The sequence below is a fragment of the Pseudomonas sp. BP6 genome (genome assembly GCF_017875935.1).
GTDB lineage: Bacteria > Pseudomonadota > Gammaproteobacteria > Pseudomonadales > Pseudomonadaceae > Aquipseudomonas > Aquipseudomonas putida_Y.
Map to the genome: position 1 here is coordinate 4,212,229 of NZ_JAGINI010000001.1, position 15,814 is coordinate 4,228,042.

General features: G+C 62.7%; 12 protein-coding genes. 10 read left to right on the forward strand and 2 right to left on the reverse strand.

Going from position 1 to position 15,814, the window contains the following annotated elements; all coding sequences use genetic code 11:
* The 5 genes from gcvP (at position 1) to J3A98_RS19130 (ending at position 6,678) form a co-directional block, all read left to right on the forward strand.
* The gene (gcvP, locus tag J3A98_RS19110; RefSeq protein WP_209967809.1) at positions 1 to 2,856 is read left to right on the forward strand and encodes an aminomethyl-transferring glycine dehydrogenase; all 2,856 of its coding nucleotides are present in this window, start codon (positions 1 to 3) and stop codon (positions 2,854 to 2,856) included.
* A gap of 150 nt (positions 2,857 to 3,006) precedes the next feature.
* Entirely contained in the window at positions 3,007 to 4,383 is a 1,377-nt protein-coding gene (locus J3A98_RS19115) for an L-serine ammonia-lyase (RefSeq protein WP_176683720.1), read from the forward strand.
* 27 nt (positions 4,384 to 4,410) lie between these two features.
* Entirely contained in the window at positions 4,411 to 5,532 is a 1,122-nt protein-coding gene (gene gcvT / locus J3A98_RS19120; RefSeq protein WP_209967811.1) for a glycine cleavage system aminomethyltransferase GcvT, read from the forward strand.
* 357 nt (positions 5,533 to 5,889) lie between these two features.
* Positions 5,890 to 6,099 carry a cold-shock protein gene (locus J3A98_RS19125; RefSeq protein ID WP_014589840.1) on the forward strand — a complete coding sequence of 70 codons (210 nt, stop codon included), beginning with the start codon at positions 5,890 to 5,892 and terminating at the stop codon, positions 6,097 to 6,099.
* 90 nt (positions 6,100 to 6,189) lie between these two features.
* Positions 6,190 to 6,678, forward strand: coding sequence for an RDD family protein (locus tag J3A98_RS19130; RefSeq protein ID WP_003255094.1), 489 nt, complete (start codon positions 6,190 to 6,192; stop codon positions 6,676 to 6,678).
* A 148-nt stretch (positions 6,679 to 6,826) separates the two neighbouring features.
* Here J3A98_RS19130 and lptG read toward each other — a convergent pair whose 3' ends face one another.
* Together lptG and lptF are read right to left on the reverse strand one after the other, a co-directional pair.
* Entirely contained in the window at positions 6,827 to 7,888 is a 1,062-nt protein-coding gene (gene lptG, locus J3A98_RS19135; protein ID WP_209967813.1) for an LPS export ABC transporter permease LptG, read from the reverse strand.
* Positions 7,881 to 8,996: an LPS export ABC transporter permease LptF gene (gene lptF / locus J3A98_RS19140; protein WP_004575655.1), complete on the reverse strand. Its 1,116-nt coding sequence runs from the start codon at positions 8,994 to 8,996 to the stop codon at positions 7,881 to 7,883. The genes lptG and lptF overlap by 8 nt, the downstream gene beginning before the upstream one ends.
* 301 nt (positions 8,997 to 9,297) lie before the next feature.
* On the opposite strand from lptF, the gene J3A98_RS19145 reads away from it, so the two are divergent.
* The 5 genes from J3A98_RS19145 (at position 9,298) to rlmF (ending at position 15,800) form a co-directional block, all read left to right on the forward strand.
* Positions 9,298 to 10,791: a leucyl aminopeptidase gene (locus J3A98_RS19145; protein WP_209967817.1), complete on the forward strand. Its 1,494-nt coding sequence runs from the start codon at positions 9,298 to 9,300 to the stop codon at positions 10,789 to 10,791.
* A gap of 50 nt (positions 10,792 to 10,841) precedes the next feature.
* Positions 10,842 to 11,270: a DNA polymerase III subunit chi gene (locus tag J3A98_RS19150; RefSeq protein WP_176683725.1), complete on the forward strand. Its 429-nt coding sequence runs from the start codon at positions 10,842 to 10,844 to the stop codon at positions 11,268 to 11,270.
* A gap of 5 nt (positions 11,271 to 11,275) precedes the next feature.
* A complete protein-coding gene (locus tag J3A98_RS19155; protein WP_209967819.1) occupies positions 11,276 to 11,641 on the forward strand; it encodes a DNA polymerase III subunit chi in 366 nt (121 codons plus the stop codon).
* A 180-nt stretch (positions 11,642 to 11,821) separates the two neighbouring features.
* Positions 11,822 to 14,668, forward strand: coding sequence for a valine--tRNA ligase (locus tag J3A98_RS19160; RefSeq protein ID WP_176683727.1), 2,847 nt, complete (start codon positions 11,822 to 11,824; stop codon positions 14,666 to 14,668).
* A gap of 178 nt (positions 14,669 to 14,846) precedes the next feature.
* Positions 14,847 to 15,800 carry a 23S rRNA (adenine(1618)-N(6))-methyltransferase RlmF gene (gene rlmF / locus J3A98_RS19165; RefSeq protein ID WP_209967821.1) on the forward strand — a complete coding sequence of 318 codons (954 nt, stop codon included), beginning with the start codon at positions 14,847 to 14,849 and terminating at the stop codon, positions 15,798 to 15,800.
* Positions 15,801 to 15,814 lie beyond the last annotated feature (14 nt).

Sequence of the window (15,814 nt, forward strand, 5' to 3'; positions counted from 1 at the left end):
ATGACCATTAACCTCGGCACCGCCAACGAATTCATCGCCCGTCACATAGGCCCGCGCGCCGCTGACGAACAGGCCATGCTCACTGCACTGGGCTTCGACTCGCTGGACGCCATGACCGCTGCGGTCATCCCCGACAGCATCAAAGGCACCAGCGTGCTTGGCTCGCACGACGGCCAGAGCGAGGCCGATGCGCTCGCTGCACTCAAGGCCATCGCTGGCAAGAACCAGCTGTTCAAAAGCTACATCGGCCAGGGCTACTACAACACCCACACTCCGGCACCGATCCTGCGCAACCTGCTGGAAAACCCGGCCTGGTACACCGCCTACACCCCGTACCAGCCAGAAATTTCCCAGGGCCGCCTGGAAGCGCTGCTGAACTTCCAGACCCTGATCAGCGACCTCACCGGCCTGCCGATCGCCAACGCCTCCTTGCTCGACGAAGCCACCGCTGCGGCCGAGGCCATGACCTTCTGCAAGCGTCTGTCGAAGAACAAGTCCAGCCATGCCTTCTTTGCCTCCGTGCACTGTCACCCGCAAACCCTCGACGTGCTGCGCACCCGTGCCGAGCCGCTGGGTATCGAGGTTGTGGTTGGCGACGAGCGCGAGCTGGGCGATGTCAGCGCCTTCTTCGGCGCCCTGCTGCAATACCCGGCCAGCAACGGTGAAGTGTTCGACTACCGCGAGGTCGTGCAGCGTTTCCACGCTGCCAACGCTCTGGTCGCCGTAGCGGCAGACCTGCTGGCCCTGACCCTGCTGACCCCACCGGGCGAATTCGAGGCCGACGTGGCCATCGGCAGCGCCCAGCGCTTCGGCGTGCCACTGGGCTTCGGTGGCCCGCACGCGGCTTACTTTGCCACCCGCGACGCGTTCAAGCGCGACATGCCTGGCCGCCTGGTCGGCGTGTCGATCGACCGCTTCGGCAAAACCGCCCTGCGTCTGGCCATGCAGACCCGCGAGCAACACATCCGCCGTGAAAAGGCCACCAGCAACATCTGCACCGCCCAAGTGCTGCTGGCCAACATCGCCAGCATGTTCGCCGTGTACCACGGCCCTGCCGGCCTCAAGCGCATTGCCGAGCGTACCCATGCGCTGACCGCGATCCTCGCCGCCGGCCTGAAGGCGCTGGGCGTACAGGTGGTAGGTGCCAGCGCCTTCGACACCCTGACCCTGGCCACCGGCAGTGCCACTGCCAGCCTGCATGACAAGGCACGCGCCCAGGGCATCAACCTGCGTCAGATCGATGCCGCCCATGTGGGGCTGTCTCTGGACGAAACCAGCACTCAGGCTGACGTCGAGTCGCTGTGGCAGCTGTTGGGTGGCGAGCAGGCACAGCCTGACTTCGCCGCACTGGCCACCAGCACCGGTTCCCTGCTGCCTGCTGCCCTGCTGCGCCAATCGGCCATCCTCGAACACCCGGTGTTCAACCGCTACCACAGCGAAACCGAGCTGATGCGCTACCTGCGCCGCCTGGCCGACAAGGACCTGGCGCTGGACCGCAGCATGATCCCGCTGGGCTCGTGCACCATGAAGCTGAACGCCGCCAGCGAAATGATCCCGGTCACCTGGGCCGAGTTCGGCAACCTGCACCCGTTCGCCCCCGCCGAGCAGAGCCAGGGCTACCTGCAGATGACCACCGAACTGGAGGCCATGCTGTGCGCGGCCACCGGCTATGATGCCGTGTCGCTGCAGCCCAACGCCGGCTCGCAGGGCGAATATGCCGGGCTGTTGGCGATCCGCGCCTACCACCGCAGCCGTGGTGAAGGCCACCGCGATATCTGCCTGATCCCGTCGTCGGCCCATGGCACCAACCCGGCCACCGCACACATGGCTGGCATGCGTGTAGTGGTTACCGCCTGTGACGCCCGTGGCAACGTCGATGTCGAGGACCTGCGCGCCAAAGCCATCGAGCACCGCGAACGCCTGGCTGCAATCATGATCACCTACCCGTCGACCCACGGTGTGTTCGAGGAAGCGATCGGCGAAATCTGCGCGATCATCCACGACAACGGCGGCCAGGTGTACATCGACGGCGCGAACATGAATGCCATGGTCGGGCTGTGCGCGCCAGGCAAGTTCGGCGGCGACGTTTCCCACCTGAACCTGCACAAGACCTTCTGCATTCCGCATGGTGGCGGCGGCCCGGGCGTTGGCCCGATTGGCGTCAAGTCGCACCTGGCGCCGTTCCTGCCAGGCCATGCACAGCTGGAAAACACCCAGGGCGCGGTATGCGCTGCGCCGTTCGGTAGTGCCAGCATCCTGCCAATCACATGGATGTATATCCGCATGATGGGCGGTGCCGGCCTCAAACGTGCCTCGCAAATGGCAATCCTCAACGCCAACTACATCGCCCGCCGCCTGGAAGAGCACTATCCTGTTCTGTATACCGGCGGTAACGGCCTGGTGGCTCACGAGTGCATTCTCGACCTGCGCCCACTGAAGGACACCAGCGGCATCAGTGTCGACGACGTGGCCAAGCGGTTGATCGACTTCGGCTTCCACGCCCCGACCATGTCCTTCCCGGTGGCTGGCACGCTGATGATCGAACCGACCGAAAGCGAGTCCAAAGAAGAACTGGACCGCTTCTGCAACGCGATGATCCAGATCCGCGAAGAAATCCGCGCGGTAGAGGACGGTAGCCTGGACAAGGACGACAACCCGCTGAAAAACGCACCGCACACTGCGGCTGAGCTGGTTGGCGAATGGACCCATGGCTACAGCCGCGAGCAGGCGGTATACCCGCTGGCGAGCCTGGTGGAAGGCAAGTACTGGCCGCCGGTCGGCCGGGTCGACAACGTGTTCGGCGACCGCAACCTGGTATGCGCCTGCCCGTCGATCGAGAGCTATCAGGACGTCTGATAGCCCCTCCCCGCCACCTGGCTTTGGTGGCGGGCTCTGTGTAGGAGCGGGTTTACTCGCGAATGCGATGGTGGCTGTACCGCCGCATTCGCGGGTAAACCCGCTCCTACAGGGCTCAACGTCCGCCCAACAACCTGGTAGGAGGTCCACATGTCACTGAGCGTCTTCGACCTGTTCAAGATCGGCATCGGTCCCTCCAGCTCCCACACGGTCGGCCCGATGCGTGCCGCTGCGCGGTTTGCCGAAGGGCTGCGCCGTGATGGCTTGCTTGCCGGCACCGCCAGCGTCAGGGCCGAGCTGTATGGCTCATTGGGCGCCACAGGCAAAGGCCACGGCAGTGACAAAGCCGTGCTGCTGGGCCTTGAAGGCGAACACCCGGACATTATCGACACCGACAGCATTCCCGCCCGGCTGCAGGTCATCCGCGACAGCGGACGCATCAACCTGCTGGGCGAGCACAGCATTGCGTTCATCGAAAAGCAGCACCTGGCGATGATCCGCAAGCCGTTGGACTACCACCCCAATGGCATGATCTTCCGCGCATTCGACGACGCAGGCCTGCAAATCCGAAGCCGCGAGTACTACTCGGTAGGCGGTGGTTTCGTGGTCGACGAGGACGCTGCCGGCCACGACCGCATCGTCGAGGACACTACGGTGCTGGCCTATCCGTTCAAGACCGCCAAGGAGCTGCTCGGCCACTGCACCGCGCATGACCTGTCGGTGAGCCAGGTCATGCTGGCCAACGAGACCGCCTGGCGTCCGGAAGCAGAAACCCGAGCCGGGCTGCTGCGCATCTGGCAGGTGATGCAAGATTGCGTCACAGCAGGTTGTCAGCATGAGGGCATATTACCGGGAGGGCTCAAGGTCAAACGCCGCGCGCCGGCCCTGTACCGCCAACTGAGCGGCCACCCGGAAGCCAGCCTGCGTGACGCCCTGTCAGTGCTCGACTGGGTCAACCTCTACGCCTTGGCGGTGAACGAGGAAAACGCCTACGGCGGTCGTGTGGTTACCGCCCCAACCAACGGCGCAGCGGGCATCGTCCCGGCAGTCCTTCACTACTACATGCGCTTCGTGCCGGGTGCCAGCGAGGACGGGGTGGTGCGCTTTCTGCTCACCGCTGCAGCCATCGGCATCCTGTACAAGGAAAACGCCTCCATCTCCGGCGCCGAAGTGGGCTGCCAGGGCGAGGTCGGCGTGGCCTGCTCGATGGCCGCCGGGGCGCTGTGCGAAGTGATGGGCGGCAGCGTGCAGCAAGTGGAGAATGCCGCCGAAATAGGCATGGAACACAACCTGGGCCTGACCTGCGACCCGATCGGCGGCCTCGTACAGGTGCCCTGCATCGAGCGCAATGCCATGGGCTCGGTGAAGGCCATCAACGCGGTACGCATGGCCCTGCGCGGCGACGGGCAGCACTACGTGTCGCTGGACAAGGTCATCCGCACCATGCGCCAGACCGGCGCCGACATGAAAAGCAAATATAAAGAGACCGCCCGTGGCGGCCTGGCCGTCAACATCATCGAATGTTGACCCGACAATGACAGCAAGGAGTCATCGATGTCCGAAACACTGCTCAAGACCCCACTGCACGCTCTGCACCTGGAACTGGGTGCGCGCATGGTGCCGTTCGCTGGCTACGACATGCCGGTGCAGTACCCGCTGGGCGTGCTCAAGGAACACTTGCACACCCGCGAGCAGGCCGGCCTGTTCGACGTCTCGCACATGGGCCAGATCATTCTGCGTGGCGCTGACGCTGCCAAGGCGCTGGAAAGCCTGGTACCGGTGGATATCATCGACCTGCCGGTGGGCATGCAGCGCTATGCCATGTTCACCAATGAGCAAGGCGGCATTCTCGACGACCTGATGGTTGCCAACCTGGGCGACGATGCCCTGTTCCTGGTAGTCAACGCCGCCTGCAAGGAGCAGGACCTGGCTCACTTGCAAACGCACATCGGCAGCCGTTGCGAGGTGCAGCCGCTGTTCGAGGACCGTGCCCTGCTCGCCCTGCAAGGCCCGGCGGCAGTCAACGTGCTGGAACGTCTGGCTCCAGAAGTGGCCGGCATGACCTTCATGCAGTTCCGCCGGGTAAAGCTGCTGGACGTGGACTGTTTCGTCAGCCGCTCGGGTTACACCGGCGAAGATGGCTACGAGATCTCGGTACCGGTGAGCGCTGCCGACGCCTTGGCCCGCCGCCTGCTGGCCGAACCGGAAGTACAGCCGATCGGCTTGGGCGCACGCGACTCGCTGCGTCTGGAAGCCGGCCTATGCCTGTATGGCCACGACATGAACGGCGAGACTACGCCGATCGAAGCCAGCCTGCTGTGGGCGATTTCCAAGGTGCGCCGTGCCGAGGGTGCACGTGCTGCCGGCTTCCCTGGTGCCGAGGCGATCTTCGCCCATCTGCGCGATGGTGTGGCGCGCAAACGTGTTGGCCTGTTGCCACAGGAGCGTACGCCTGTTCGTGAAGGTGCGGAAATTGTCGACGCAAACGATAAACCGGTAGGTAAAGTATGCAGTGGGGGCTTTGGCCCGACACTCGCTGCACCTGTCGCAATGGGTTATATCGATAGTGAACATGCTGCACTCGACACTGCACTGTTTGCCGTGGTGCGTGGAAAGAAGGTGGCCTTGAAAGTCAGCAAAATGCCTTTCGTGACACCACGTTACTACCGTGGCTGAAACGGCTTTGTGAAGGTTTTGGGCAGCGTCGACATATTCGTTTTCGAACCTGCCCAATAACTTTTGAACATGGCGCCAGGCCAGGCGCCATGCCGTTTCCGACAAATCGGTCGGTTATTGGCAAACGGCCAGTTTTCCATACGACCAAGGGCTTGTTTTTCGCTCGGCAGTTGGCGTAGAGTCACTGCACTGTGTTTGCATGGGTCGCAACAGTTCGTGACCTGGGCCAGTAGCCGAGATTTGCTACAACCCGTTCGACGTCTCTTACTTCCTGCAACCCAGCCCAGTAATCTTTCGCTTACAAAAAAGTGCGAAAGAAACTGTCATCAAAATTTAAGTTTCATAGGAAATAAGACAATGGCTGAGCGTCAGAAGGGTACCGTCAAGTGGTTCAATGACGAAAAAGGTTACGGCTTCATCACCCCAGAAAGCGGTCCGGATCTCTTCGTGCACTTCCGCGCTATCGAAGGCAACGGCTTCAAGAGCCTGAAAGAAGGCCAGCAAGTAACTTTCGAAGCAGTCCAGGGCCAGAAAGGCATGCAGGCTGACAAGGTTCAACCTGTCTGAATCCAGCACCAGACTTTGAAAAGCCCCTGCCAAGTGCAGGGGCTTTTTTTTGCCCGTAGAATAGTAGGCTCGTCTTTCGGAGCGTCCTGCATGTCAAAGCCTCTACTCACACCCCAGGGGGATTTTCCGCCGGTCGGCCTGGGCCGGCGCCTGGCAGCGATGTTCTATGACTTTTTACTGTGCACCGCGTTGCTGATCGTGACCGCCGGCGCCTACAAGATGATTCAGATGTCGATCATCGGTGAAGCACGCATGCGCGAGCTGACCGAGGCTGGCGCACTGGATGGCGACCCACTGCTGTCTACGGTATTGCTGTTTGCGCTGTTCGGCTTCTTTGCCAAGTTCTGGACCCACGGTGGGCAGACGCTCGGTATGCAGGTATGGGGCGTTCGGGTGCAGAATGCCGATGGTTCGGCCATCAGCCTGTGGCAGGCGCTATTGCGGTTCGTCGTATCGATCGCCTCGTGGCTGTGCCTGGGGCTGGGTTTTTTCTGGGTGCTGATCGACAAGCGCAAGCGCGGTTGGCATGACATCTATTCGGAAAGCCAGCTGGTGCGGGTGCCTAAACAGAAGAAATAAGCCAGAGGATTGGCGTTGCCGGTTCGGGCCCTTTCTTGATGCTTGCGCGGTACCTGTAGGAGCGGGTTTACCCGCGAAGAGGCCGGAATAGATCAACACCCATGAAAAAGCCGACCCTGAGGTCGGCTTTCTTGTGTACCTCAGGCTATTACCCTGCCCGGCGCAACAACCACAGGCCGGCCAAGGCACAGATGCCCCCCGGTATCACTACCGCCAGCAGCGGCGGGAAGCCGAATACCTGGCTCGAAGGCCCGAGCAGGTCCTGGCCAATGCGAAACACGAAGCCCACCAGTACACCCGTGAACACACGCTGACCAAGGGTTACCGAACGCAGCGGGCCAAAGATGAACGAGATCGCCATCAGCACCAGGGCCGCCGTTACCATCGGCTGCAGCACCTTGGTCCAGAACGCCAGCCAGTAGCGGGAGTTGTTCAGGCCCTGGTCAGACAGGTAGTGGATGTAGTCCCACAACCCGGTAATCGAAAGCGACTCCGGCGCGAGGATCACGGTATTGAGCAGTTCTGGCGTGAGCGAAACATCCCAGCGTTCCTCCGGCGCGCTGACCACCTCGGTGTGGTCGCCACGGAAGTAGGTGGTACGCACATCAGCGAGCAGCCAGTGGTCGTTCTGGTACTGCGCACGGCGGGCAAAGCTCGAGGTGACAATCTTGCGCTCGCTGTCGAAGCGGTAGCGGGTCACGCCCAGCAGCAGGCCATTGGGCTGCACGGCGTTGATGTGCACATACTCCTCGCCCTGGCGGTGCCACATACCGCGCTTGGAACTTTGTGCTTCACCACCACCTTGGGCCAGGGAACGGTCGGCCTGGGCCTTGTTCTCGGTCACCGGAGCCACATATTCGCCAATCAGCAGACCAACCAGCATCAGCACCAGCATCGGTTTCATCACCGCCCAGACGATACGGCCGATGGACACGCCAGCCGCACGCATGATGGTCAGCTCGCTGCTGCTGGCCAGACTGCCAAGACCGATCAGGCAACCGATCAAGGCGGCCATTGGCAGCATTTCATACAGCCGCCGAGGTGCGGTAAGCAGGACATAGTTGCCCGCTTCCATCAACGTGTAGGTGTCACTCAGGTCGCCCATCTCATCGATGAAGGCGAAAAGCGAAGCCAGGCCGAGGATGATCCCCAGCACAGCCAGAATGGCCAGCAGCACGCTCTGGCCGATGTAGCGATCGAGCTTAGCCATGGGCCACCTCCGCACGGCGGGCGGCGCGTTTGAGGCGCAGCGGCTCCCAGTACATCAGGCCAAGGCCGATCAGCAGGAACAGGCCGTGGACCCACCACATGCCCAGGGCAATCGGCAGCTTGCCCTTCTCGAGGGCGCCGCGTACGGAAATCAGCATTGTCAGGTAGGCCATGTACAGAAGAATTGCCGGCAGCAGCTTGAGGAAGCGGCCCTGGCGCGGGTTGACCCGCGACAGCGGCACCGCCAGCAGGGTGACGACGAACACCAGGATCGGCAGCGACAGCCGCCATTGCAGCTCGGCACGCTCACGCAGGCCCTCCTTGCCGATCAGTTCGGAAGTGGGAAGCGCTTCGCGCTCGGTCACTTCCTCGGCGACTTCCGGCTTGGGCAGCAGCACACCGTAGGTGTCATATTTGATGGCGCGGTAGTCGGCCTGGCCCGGGTTGCCGTCGTAGCGGTAACCGTTCTCCAGGACCAGGTAGCGGTTGCCGTCGGCCTGGATTTCCTGGTGGCCCTTCTCGGCGACCAGCACCGACGGGGCGCGGTCCTTGGTCTTGTCCTGGTTGAAGCGCTTCTCGGAGATGAACACCCCGCCCAGGTTGATACGGTCATCCGACAACTGCTCGGTATAGGTTACCCGCGAACCATCACGCAAGGTCTGGAAGCGGCCTGGCACCAAGGTATCGAACTCGGTCAGGGCGTCCTGCTGGCTGATGATCTGCTGCACCTGGGCCACGCCCAGCGGGGCCAGGCTCAGGCTCAGCCAGGCCACCAGCAGGGCAACCAGGGCAGCCGGTGCCATGGTCATGCCCAGCAGGCGCTGCTGGCTCATGCCCGTGGCCGACAGTACGGTCATCTCGCTTTCCAGGTACAGGCGCCCGTAAGCCAGGAGGATGCCGAGGAACAGCCCCAGAGGCAGGATCAGTTGCAGGAAGCCTGGCAAGCGGAAGCCCATGATCAGGAACAACACGCCCGGGTCGAGCACGCCCTGGGCAGCCTGGGCCAGGTACTTGATGAAGCGCCCGCTCATGATGATCACCAACAGCACAGCGCTGACGGCGCTCAAGGTGACCAGGACCTCGCGGGACAGATAACGAAAGACGATCAAACCAGACACTCCTGGGTTGTCAGGGCGGACAGCCATGCAATGGCGCCAAACAATGACTTAGTACATCCAAGAACAATGCCGGTTCGCCAAAGGCGAACCTCCATGTAAAGTGCGCGCATTATCCTGTGATTGACCGCCCCTGTCACTTGGCCGCGTACGAAGGCGCACATCGGGGTTGTCAGCACGCTTGCCACAGGCTCAAACTGGCAGCTTTTCCGCTGGTGCGCGACGACGCGGCCAGGCCCGTCCAGAGCGCTGGAACACACAGCGCCATTCGTATCGATCATTCGGGGATCCTGTCATGGAACTGGTTGTAAAAAGCGTAGCTGCTGCATCCGTAAAAACCGCCACCCTGGTCCTTCCGGTAGGGGAAAACCGCAAGCTCGGCGCTGTTGCCAAGGCTGCCGACCAGGCCTGCGAAGGGGCCATCAGCGCCGTGCTCAAGCGCGGCGACCTGGCCGGCAAGCCGGGCCAGACCCTGCTGCTACAGAACCTCCCGGGCCTGAAGGCCGAGCGCGTGCTGCTGGTAGGTAGCGGCAAGGAAGAAGCCATGGGCGACCGCGCCTGGCGCAAACTGGTGACCAGTGTCGCTGGCGTGCTCAAGGGCCTGAACGGCACTGACGCAGTGCTGGCCCTGGACGATATCGCGGTCAGCAACCGCGACGCCCATTACGGCAAGTACCGCCTGCTGGCCGAAACCCTGCTGGACGGCGAGTATGTGTTCGACCGCTTCAAGAGCCAGAAAGCCGAGCCGCGCGCGCTGAAAAAGGTCACCCTGCTGGCCGACAAAGCCGGCCAGGCCGAAGTCGAGCGCGCGGTCAAGCATGCCAGCGCCATCGCCAGCGGCATGGCCTTCACCCGCGACCTTGGCAACCTGCCGCCTAACCTTTGCCACCCAAGCTTCCTGGCCGAACAGGCCAAAGACCTGGGCAAGGCGCACAAGGCCCTCAAGGTTGAAGTGCTGGACGAGAAAAAGATCAAGGACCTGGGCATGGGCGCGTTCTACGCCGTGGGTCAGGGCAGCGACCAGCCACCACGCCTGATCGTGCTCAATTACCAGGGCGGCAAAAAGGCCGACAAGCCTTTCGTGCTGGTGGGTAAAGGCATTACCTTCGACACCGGCGGCATCAGCCTCAAGCCAGGCGCCGGCATGGACGAAATGAAGTACGACATGTGCGGCGCCGCCAGTGTGTTCGGCACCCTGCATGCAGTGCTCGAACTGCAACTGCCGATCAACCTGGTGTGCCTGCTGGCCTGCGCCGAGAACATGCCAAGCGGCGGTGCTACCCGCCCGGGTGACATCGTCACCACCATGAGCGGCCAGACCGTGGAAATCCTCAACACCGATGCTGAAGGCCGCCTGGTGCTGTGCGACACCCTGACCTACGCCGAGCGCTTCAAACCGCAGGCGGTCATCGACATCGCCACCCTGACCGGCGCCTGCATCGTCGCCCTGGGCAGCCACACCTCCGGCCTGATGGGCAACAACGACGACCTGGTCGGGCAGTTGCTCGATGCCGGCAAGCGCGCCGACGACCGTGCCTGGCAGTTGCCGCTGTTCGATGAATACCAGGAACAACTGGACAGCCCGTTCGCCGACATGGGCAACATTGGTGGGCCGAAGGCCGGTACGATCACCGCTGGCTGCTTCCTGTCGCGCTTCGCCAAAGCCTACAACTGGGCGCACATGGACATCGCCGGTACCGCCTGGGTCAGTGGCGGCAAGGACAAAGGCGCCACTGGCCGCCCGGTACCTCTGCTGACCCAGTACCTGCTGGACCGCGCTGGCGCCTGACGCCGTGAATCCGGTGGTGCCTTGCGCGCCACCGGCCGGCGATTCCCACCATGAGCAAAGTCGACTTCTACATTCTGCCCACCGACTCGCTGTCGGCGCGGCTCGATTTCGCCTGCAAGCTGTGCGAAAAGGCCTGGCGCCTCGGCCACCAGGTCTATCTGCACTGCCAGGATGCAGAACAGCGCAGTGAACTGGACCAACGCTTGTGGCGCTTCAAGGGCGAGGCCTTCGTGCCCCACGACCTGGCCGAGGTGCATGCCGATACTGGCGTGGTTCTGGGCCTGGCCGACGACGCAGGTAAGCACTGTGGTCTGCTGATCAACCTCGGCGCCAGCGTGCCGGGCTTTGTCGGGCAGTTCGAGCGGGTGGCCGAAATCGTCGTTGAAGAGCCCGCTATCCGCCAATCAGCCCGAGAGCGATTCCGTTTCTACCGTGAACAGGGCTATGCTCTGCAAGACCACCGCTTACAGCGACTTTGACGACGATGGACAAGCCCTCCCCTTTGCCCGATTCCGCCCACCTGCTCGATGACCTCGAGTCGATCCGTCAGCTGCTTGGCGACGCCGACCTGCAACCGCCGCTGCTCACCGAGACGGTAGAGCAGATTCCGTTGCTGCTGGACGAAACCGCCAGCGCCCCCGCGGCGCCCGCCGAACCGGTCGCTGCCGAACCCGAGGACGACCCGCAGGCCCGCCGCCAGGACACCCTGCTGCACCTGGAAAGCGAGCTGCGTGCCGCAGCGCAGATGATCATGCAAGACGTGATCAACGACTTCACCCCGCATATCGAGAACGAAATCAAGCGCCGGCTGGATGCGCGGATCGAGCGGCTGATCAAGCGTTCCGAGTAGAACCGGGCAGCGGTGTCGCCTACTTCGCGGGCAAGCCCGCTCCCACAGGTTCGAAGCCTGCGCTTTGCCCGCGAGGCAGGCGACACTGTTCCGACAGTTGTCAGCAGCTTGTCGCCTGCGGCCCCCAGCTTGGTTATACTTCCCGGCTTTCCCGAATAAATGCACAGGGTCCCGCCGCGCATGGATAAGACCTACCAGCCGCACGCAATCGAAACTTCCTGGTACAACACCTGGGAGTCCGAGAACTATTTCGCTCCACAAGGTGCAGGCGAGTCCTACACCATCATGATCCCGCCGCCGAACGTGACCGGCAGCCTGCACATGGGCCACGGGTTCAACAACGCGATCATGGACGCCCTGATCCGTTTCCGCCGCATGCAAGGCCGCGATACCCTGTGGCAGCCAGGCACCGATCACGCGGGTATCGCCACGCAGATGCTGGTCGAGCGCCAACTTGAAGCCAAAGGCCAGAACCGTCATGACCTGGGCCGCGAAAAGTTCCTGGAAAAGGTCTGGGAATGGAAGGATCAGTCCGGTGGCAACATCAGCCGCCAGATTCGCCGCCTGGGCTCGTCGGTAGACTGGAGCCGCGAGCGCTTTACCATGGACGATGGCCTGTCCGAAGCAGTGAAAGAAGCGTTCGTGCGCCTGCATGAAGACGGCCTTATCTACCGCGGCAAGCGCCTGGTCAACTGGGACACCAAGCTGCACACAGCCATCTCCGACCTCGAAGTGGAAAACCACGACGAGAAAGGCCACCTGTGGAACCTGCGCTACCCGCTGGCCGACGGCGCCAAGACCGCCGAAGGCCAGGACTACCTGGTGGTTGCCACCACGCGTCCGGAAACCCTGCTGGGTGACGCCGCCGTGGCAGTCAACCCGAACGACGAACGCTACCAGGCACTGATCGGCAAATTCGTCGAGCTGCCATTGGTCGGCCGCCGCATCCCGATCATCGCCGATGACTATTGCGACCCCGAGTTCGGTACCGGTTGCGTGAAGATCACCCCGGCCCACGACTTCAACGACTACGAAGTCGGCAAGCGTCACAACCTGCCGCTGCTGAACATCTTCGACAAGAATGCCTTCGTGCTGGCCAACGCCCAGGCCTTCAACCTCGACGGCAGCGTCAACGAGCAGGTCGACACCCAGCTGCCGGCCCAGTACGCCAACCTTGACCGCTTTGTCGCGCGCAAGCAGATCGTCGCCGACCTGGACGCCCAGGGCCTGCTGGTCAGCATCGACGACCACGCCCTGAAAGTGCCGAAAGGCGACCGCTCCGGCACGGTCATCGAGCCGTGGCTGACCGACCAGTGGTACGTTTCCACCAAGCCGCTGGCAGAACCTGCCATCGCCGCCGTGGAAGATGGCCGCATCCAGTTCGTGCCCAAGCAATACGAGAACATGTACTTCTCCTGGATGCGTGATATCCAGGACTGGTGCATCAGCCGCCAGCTGTGGTGGGGCCACCGTATTCCGGCGTGGTACGACGAGGCTGGCCAGGTCTACGTCGGCCGCAGCGAGGAAGAAGTACGCACCAAGCACAAGCTGGGCGCCGACGTGGTCCTGCGCCAGGATGACGACGTACTCGACACCTGGTTCAGCTCGGGCCTGTGGACGTTCTCCACCCTGGGCTGGCCGGAACAGACCGAATTCCTCAAGAAGTTCCACTCCACCGACGTGCTGGTGACTGGCTTCGACATCATCTTCTTCTGGGTTGCGCGCATGATCATGCTGACCATGCACCTGATCAAGAACGAAGACGGCACCCCGCAGGTACCGTTCAAGACCGTGTACGTGCACGGCCTGGTACGTGACGGCCAGGGCCAGAAGATGTCCAAGTCCAAGGGTAACGTGCTGGACCCACTGGACATCGTCGACGGTATCACCCTCGACGCCCTGCTGGAAAAACGCACCAGCGGCATGATGCAGCCCAAGCTTGCCGAGAAGATCGCCAAGCAGACCAAAGCCGAGTTCCCCGAAGGTATTGCCAGCTACGGCACCGACGCCCTGCGCTTCACCTTCTGCTCGCTGGCCTCGACTGGCCGCGACATCAAGTTCGACATGGGCCGCGTCGAAGGCTATCGCAACTTCTGCAACAAGATCTGGAACGCCGCCCGCTACGTGCTGGACAAGGGTGAAGACTGTGGCCAGAACGGCGAAGCCTACGAGCTGTCGCTGGCCGACCGCTGGATCATCTCGCAACTTCAGCGCACCGAAGCCGAAGTAACCCGCCAGCTGGAGCAGTTCCGCTTCGACCTGGCCAGCCAGGCGCTGTACGAGTTCATCTGGAACCAGTACTGCGACTGGTACCTGGAGCTGTCCAAACCGGTACTGTGGGACGAAAACGCCCCGGTAGAGCGCGCCCGCGGCACTCGCCGCACCCTGGTGCGCGTACTGGAAGTGGCACTGCGTCTTGCGCATCCGTTCATGCCGTTCATCACCGAAGAAATCTGGCAGCGCATCGCGCCGCTGGCCGGCATCGACGGCAAGACCATCATGCTGCAGCCATGGCCAGTGGCCAACGAAGCACGCATTGACGCCGCTGCCGAAGGCGACATCGAGTGGCTGAAAGAACTGATGGTCGGCCTGCGCAATATCCGTGCCGAAATGAACATCGGCCCCGGCAAGCCGCTGCCGCTGTTCCTGAAGAACGCCAACGCCGACGACCAGCGCCGCCTGCAGGAAAACGAAGCGCTGCTGAAGAAGCTCGCCAAGGTCGAGTCGTTCACCGTACTGGGTGATGCCGACGAAGCGCCGCTGTCGGCCACCGCCCTGGTAGGTGACCTGCAAGTGCTGGTGCCAATGGCCGGGCTGATCGACAAGGATGCCGAGCTGGCGCGCCTGAACAAGGAAATCCAGCGTCTGCAAGGTGAAGTGCAACGTGTTGGCGGCAAGCTGTCCAACGCAGCCTTCGTCGACAAGGCCCCGCCTGCGGTGATCGAGAAAGAACGCGCCAAGCTGGCCGAGTCTGAACAGGCCCTGGCCAACTTCACCGAGCAGCATGCGCGGATTGCTGCGCTGTAATCACTAGAGAGACCGTCGGGGCCGCTGCACGGCCCTTTCGCGACACAAGGCCGCTCCCACAGGACGGCGCCAACCCTCAAGGCGCCACCCTCCTGTGGGAGCGGCCTTGTGTCGCGAAAGGGCTGCATAGCAGCCCCAGGTTCTTCAAGCCACCGCTCGTATAGGGCTGGACACTGCCATGACCCCGAACAAACCCACCCTGCACCCGCGCAACCGCCACCAGGGTCGCTACGACTTCCCCAGCCTGATCAAGGCCCACCCTGATCTGGCCCGTTTCACCATCACCAACCCCCACGGCAAGCCCAGCATCGACTTTGCCAACCCCGAAGCCGTACGCGTGTTCAACCGTGCACTGCTCAAGGCCCAGTACGGCATCCAGCACTGGGACATCCCGGCCGATTACCTGTGCCCGCCCATTCCTGGCCGTGCCGACTACATCCACGTAGCCGCCGACCTGTTGGCCGATGACAATGCCGGCGACGTCCCAAGGGGCGCCCAAGTGCGCGCGCTGGACATCGGCGTGGGGGCCAACTGCATCTATCCACTGCTGGGCCACAGCGACTACCGCTGGCGCTTCCTCGGCTCAGACATCGACCCGGTGGCTCTGGCCTCGGCCAAGGCTATCGTCCAGGCCAATGGCCTGGGCAAAGCCATTTCCCTGCGCCAGCAGGCCAACCGAGCGCACATCCTCAGCGGCCTGCTGCAGGAGGGCGAACGCTTCGACCTGACCCTGTGCAACCCGCCCTTCCATGCCTCACGCGACGAAGCCACCCGCGGCAGCCAGCGCAAATGGAAGAACCTCGGCAAGCAGGACCCCAAACGCAAGCTGCCGGTGCTGAACTTCGGTGGCCAGAACAATGAACTGTGGTGCGAAGGCGGAGAAATCCGCTTTGTCACCCAGCTGGTTGGCGAAAGCGTGCAGTACGCCGAACAGGTGCTGTGGTTCACCAGCCTGGTGTCCAAGGCCAGCAACCTGCCAGGAATCGAAGCCGCACTGAAGAAATCCGGCGCCAAGGCCGTGCGCATCATTGAGATGGGCCAGGGACAGAAACAGAGCCGCATGGTCGCCTGGAGCTTCCATGACGACGCCGCACGCCAGACCTGGCACGCCCAGCGTAAATCACAGGCATGAAAAAACCGCGCCCG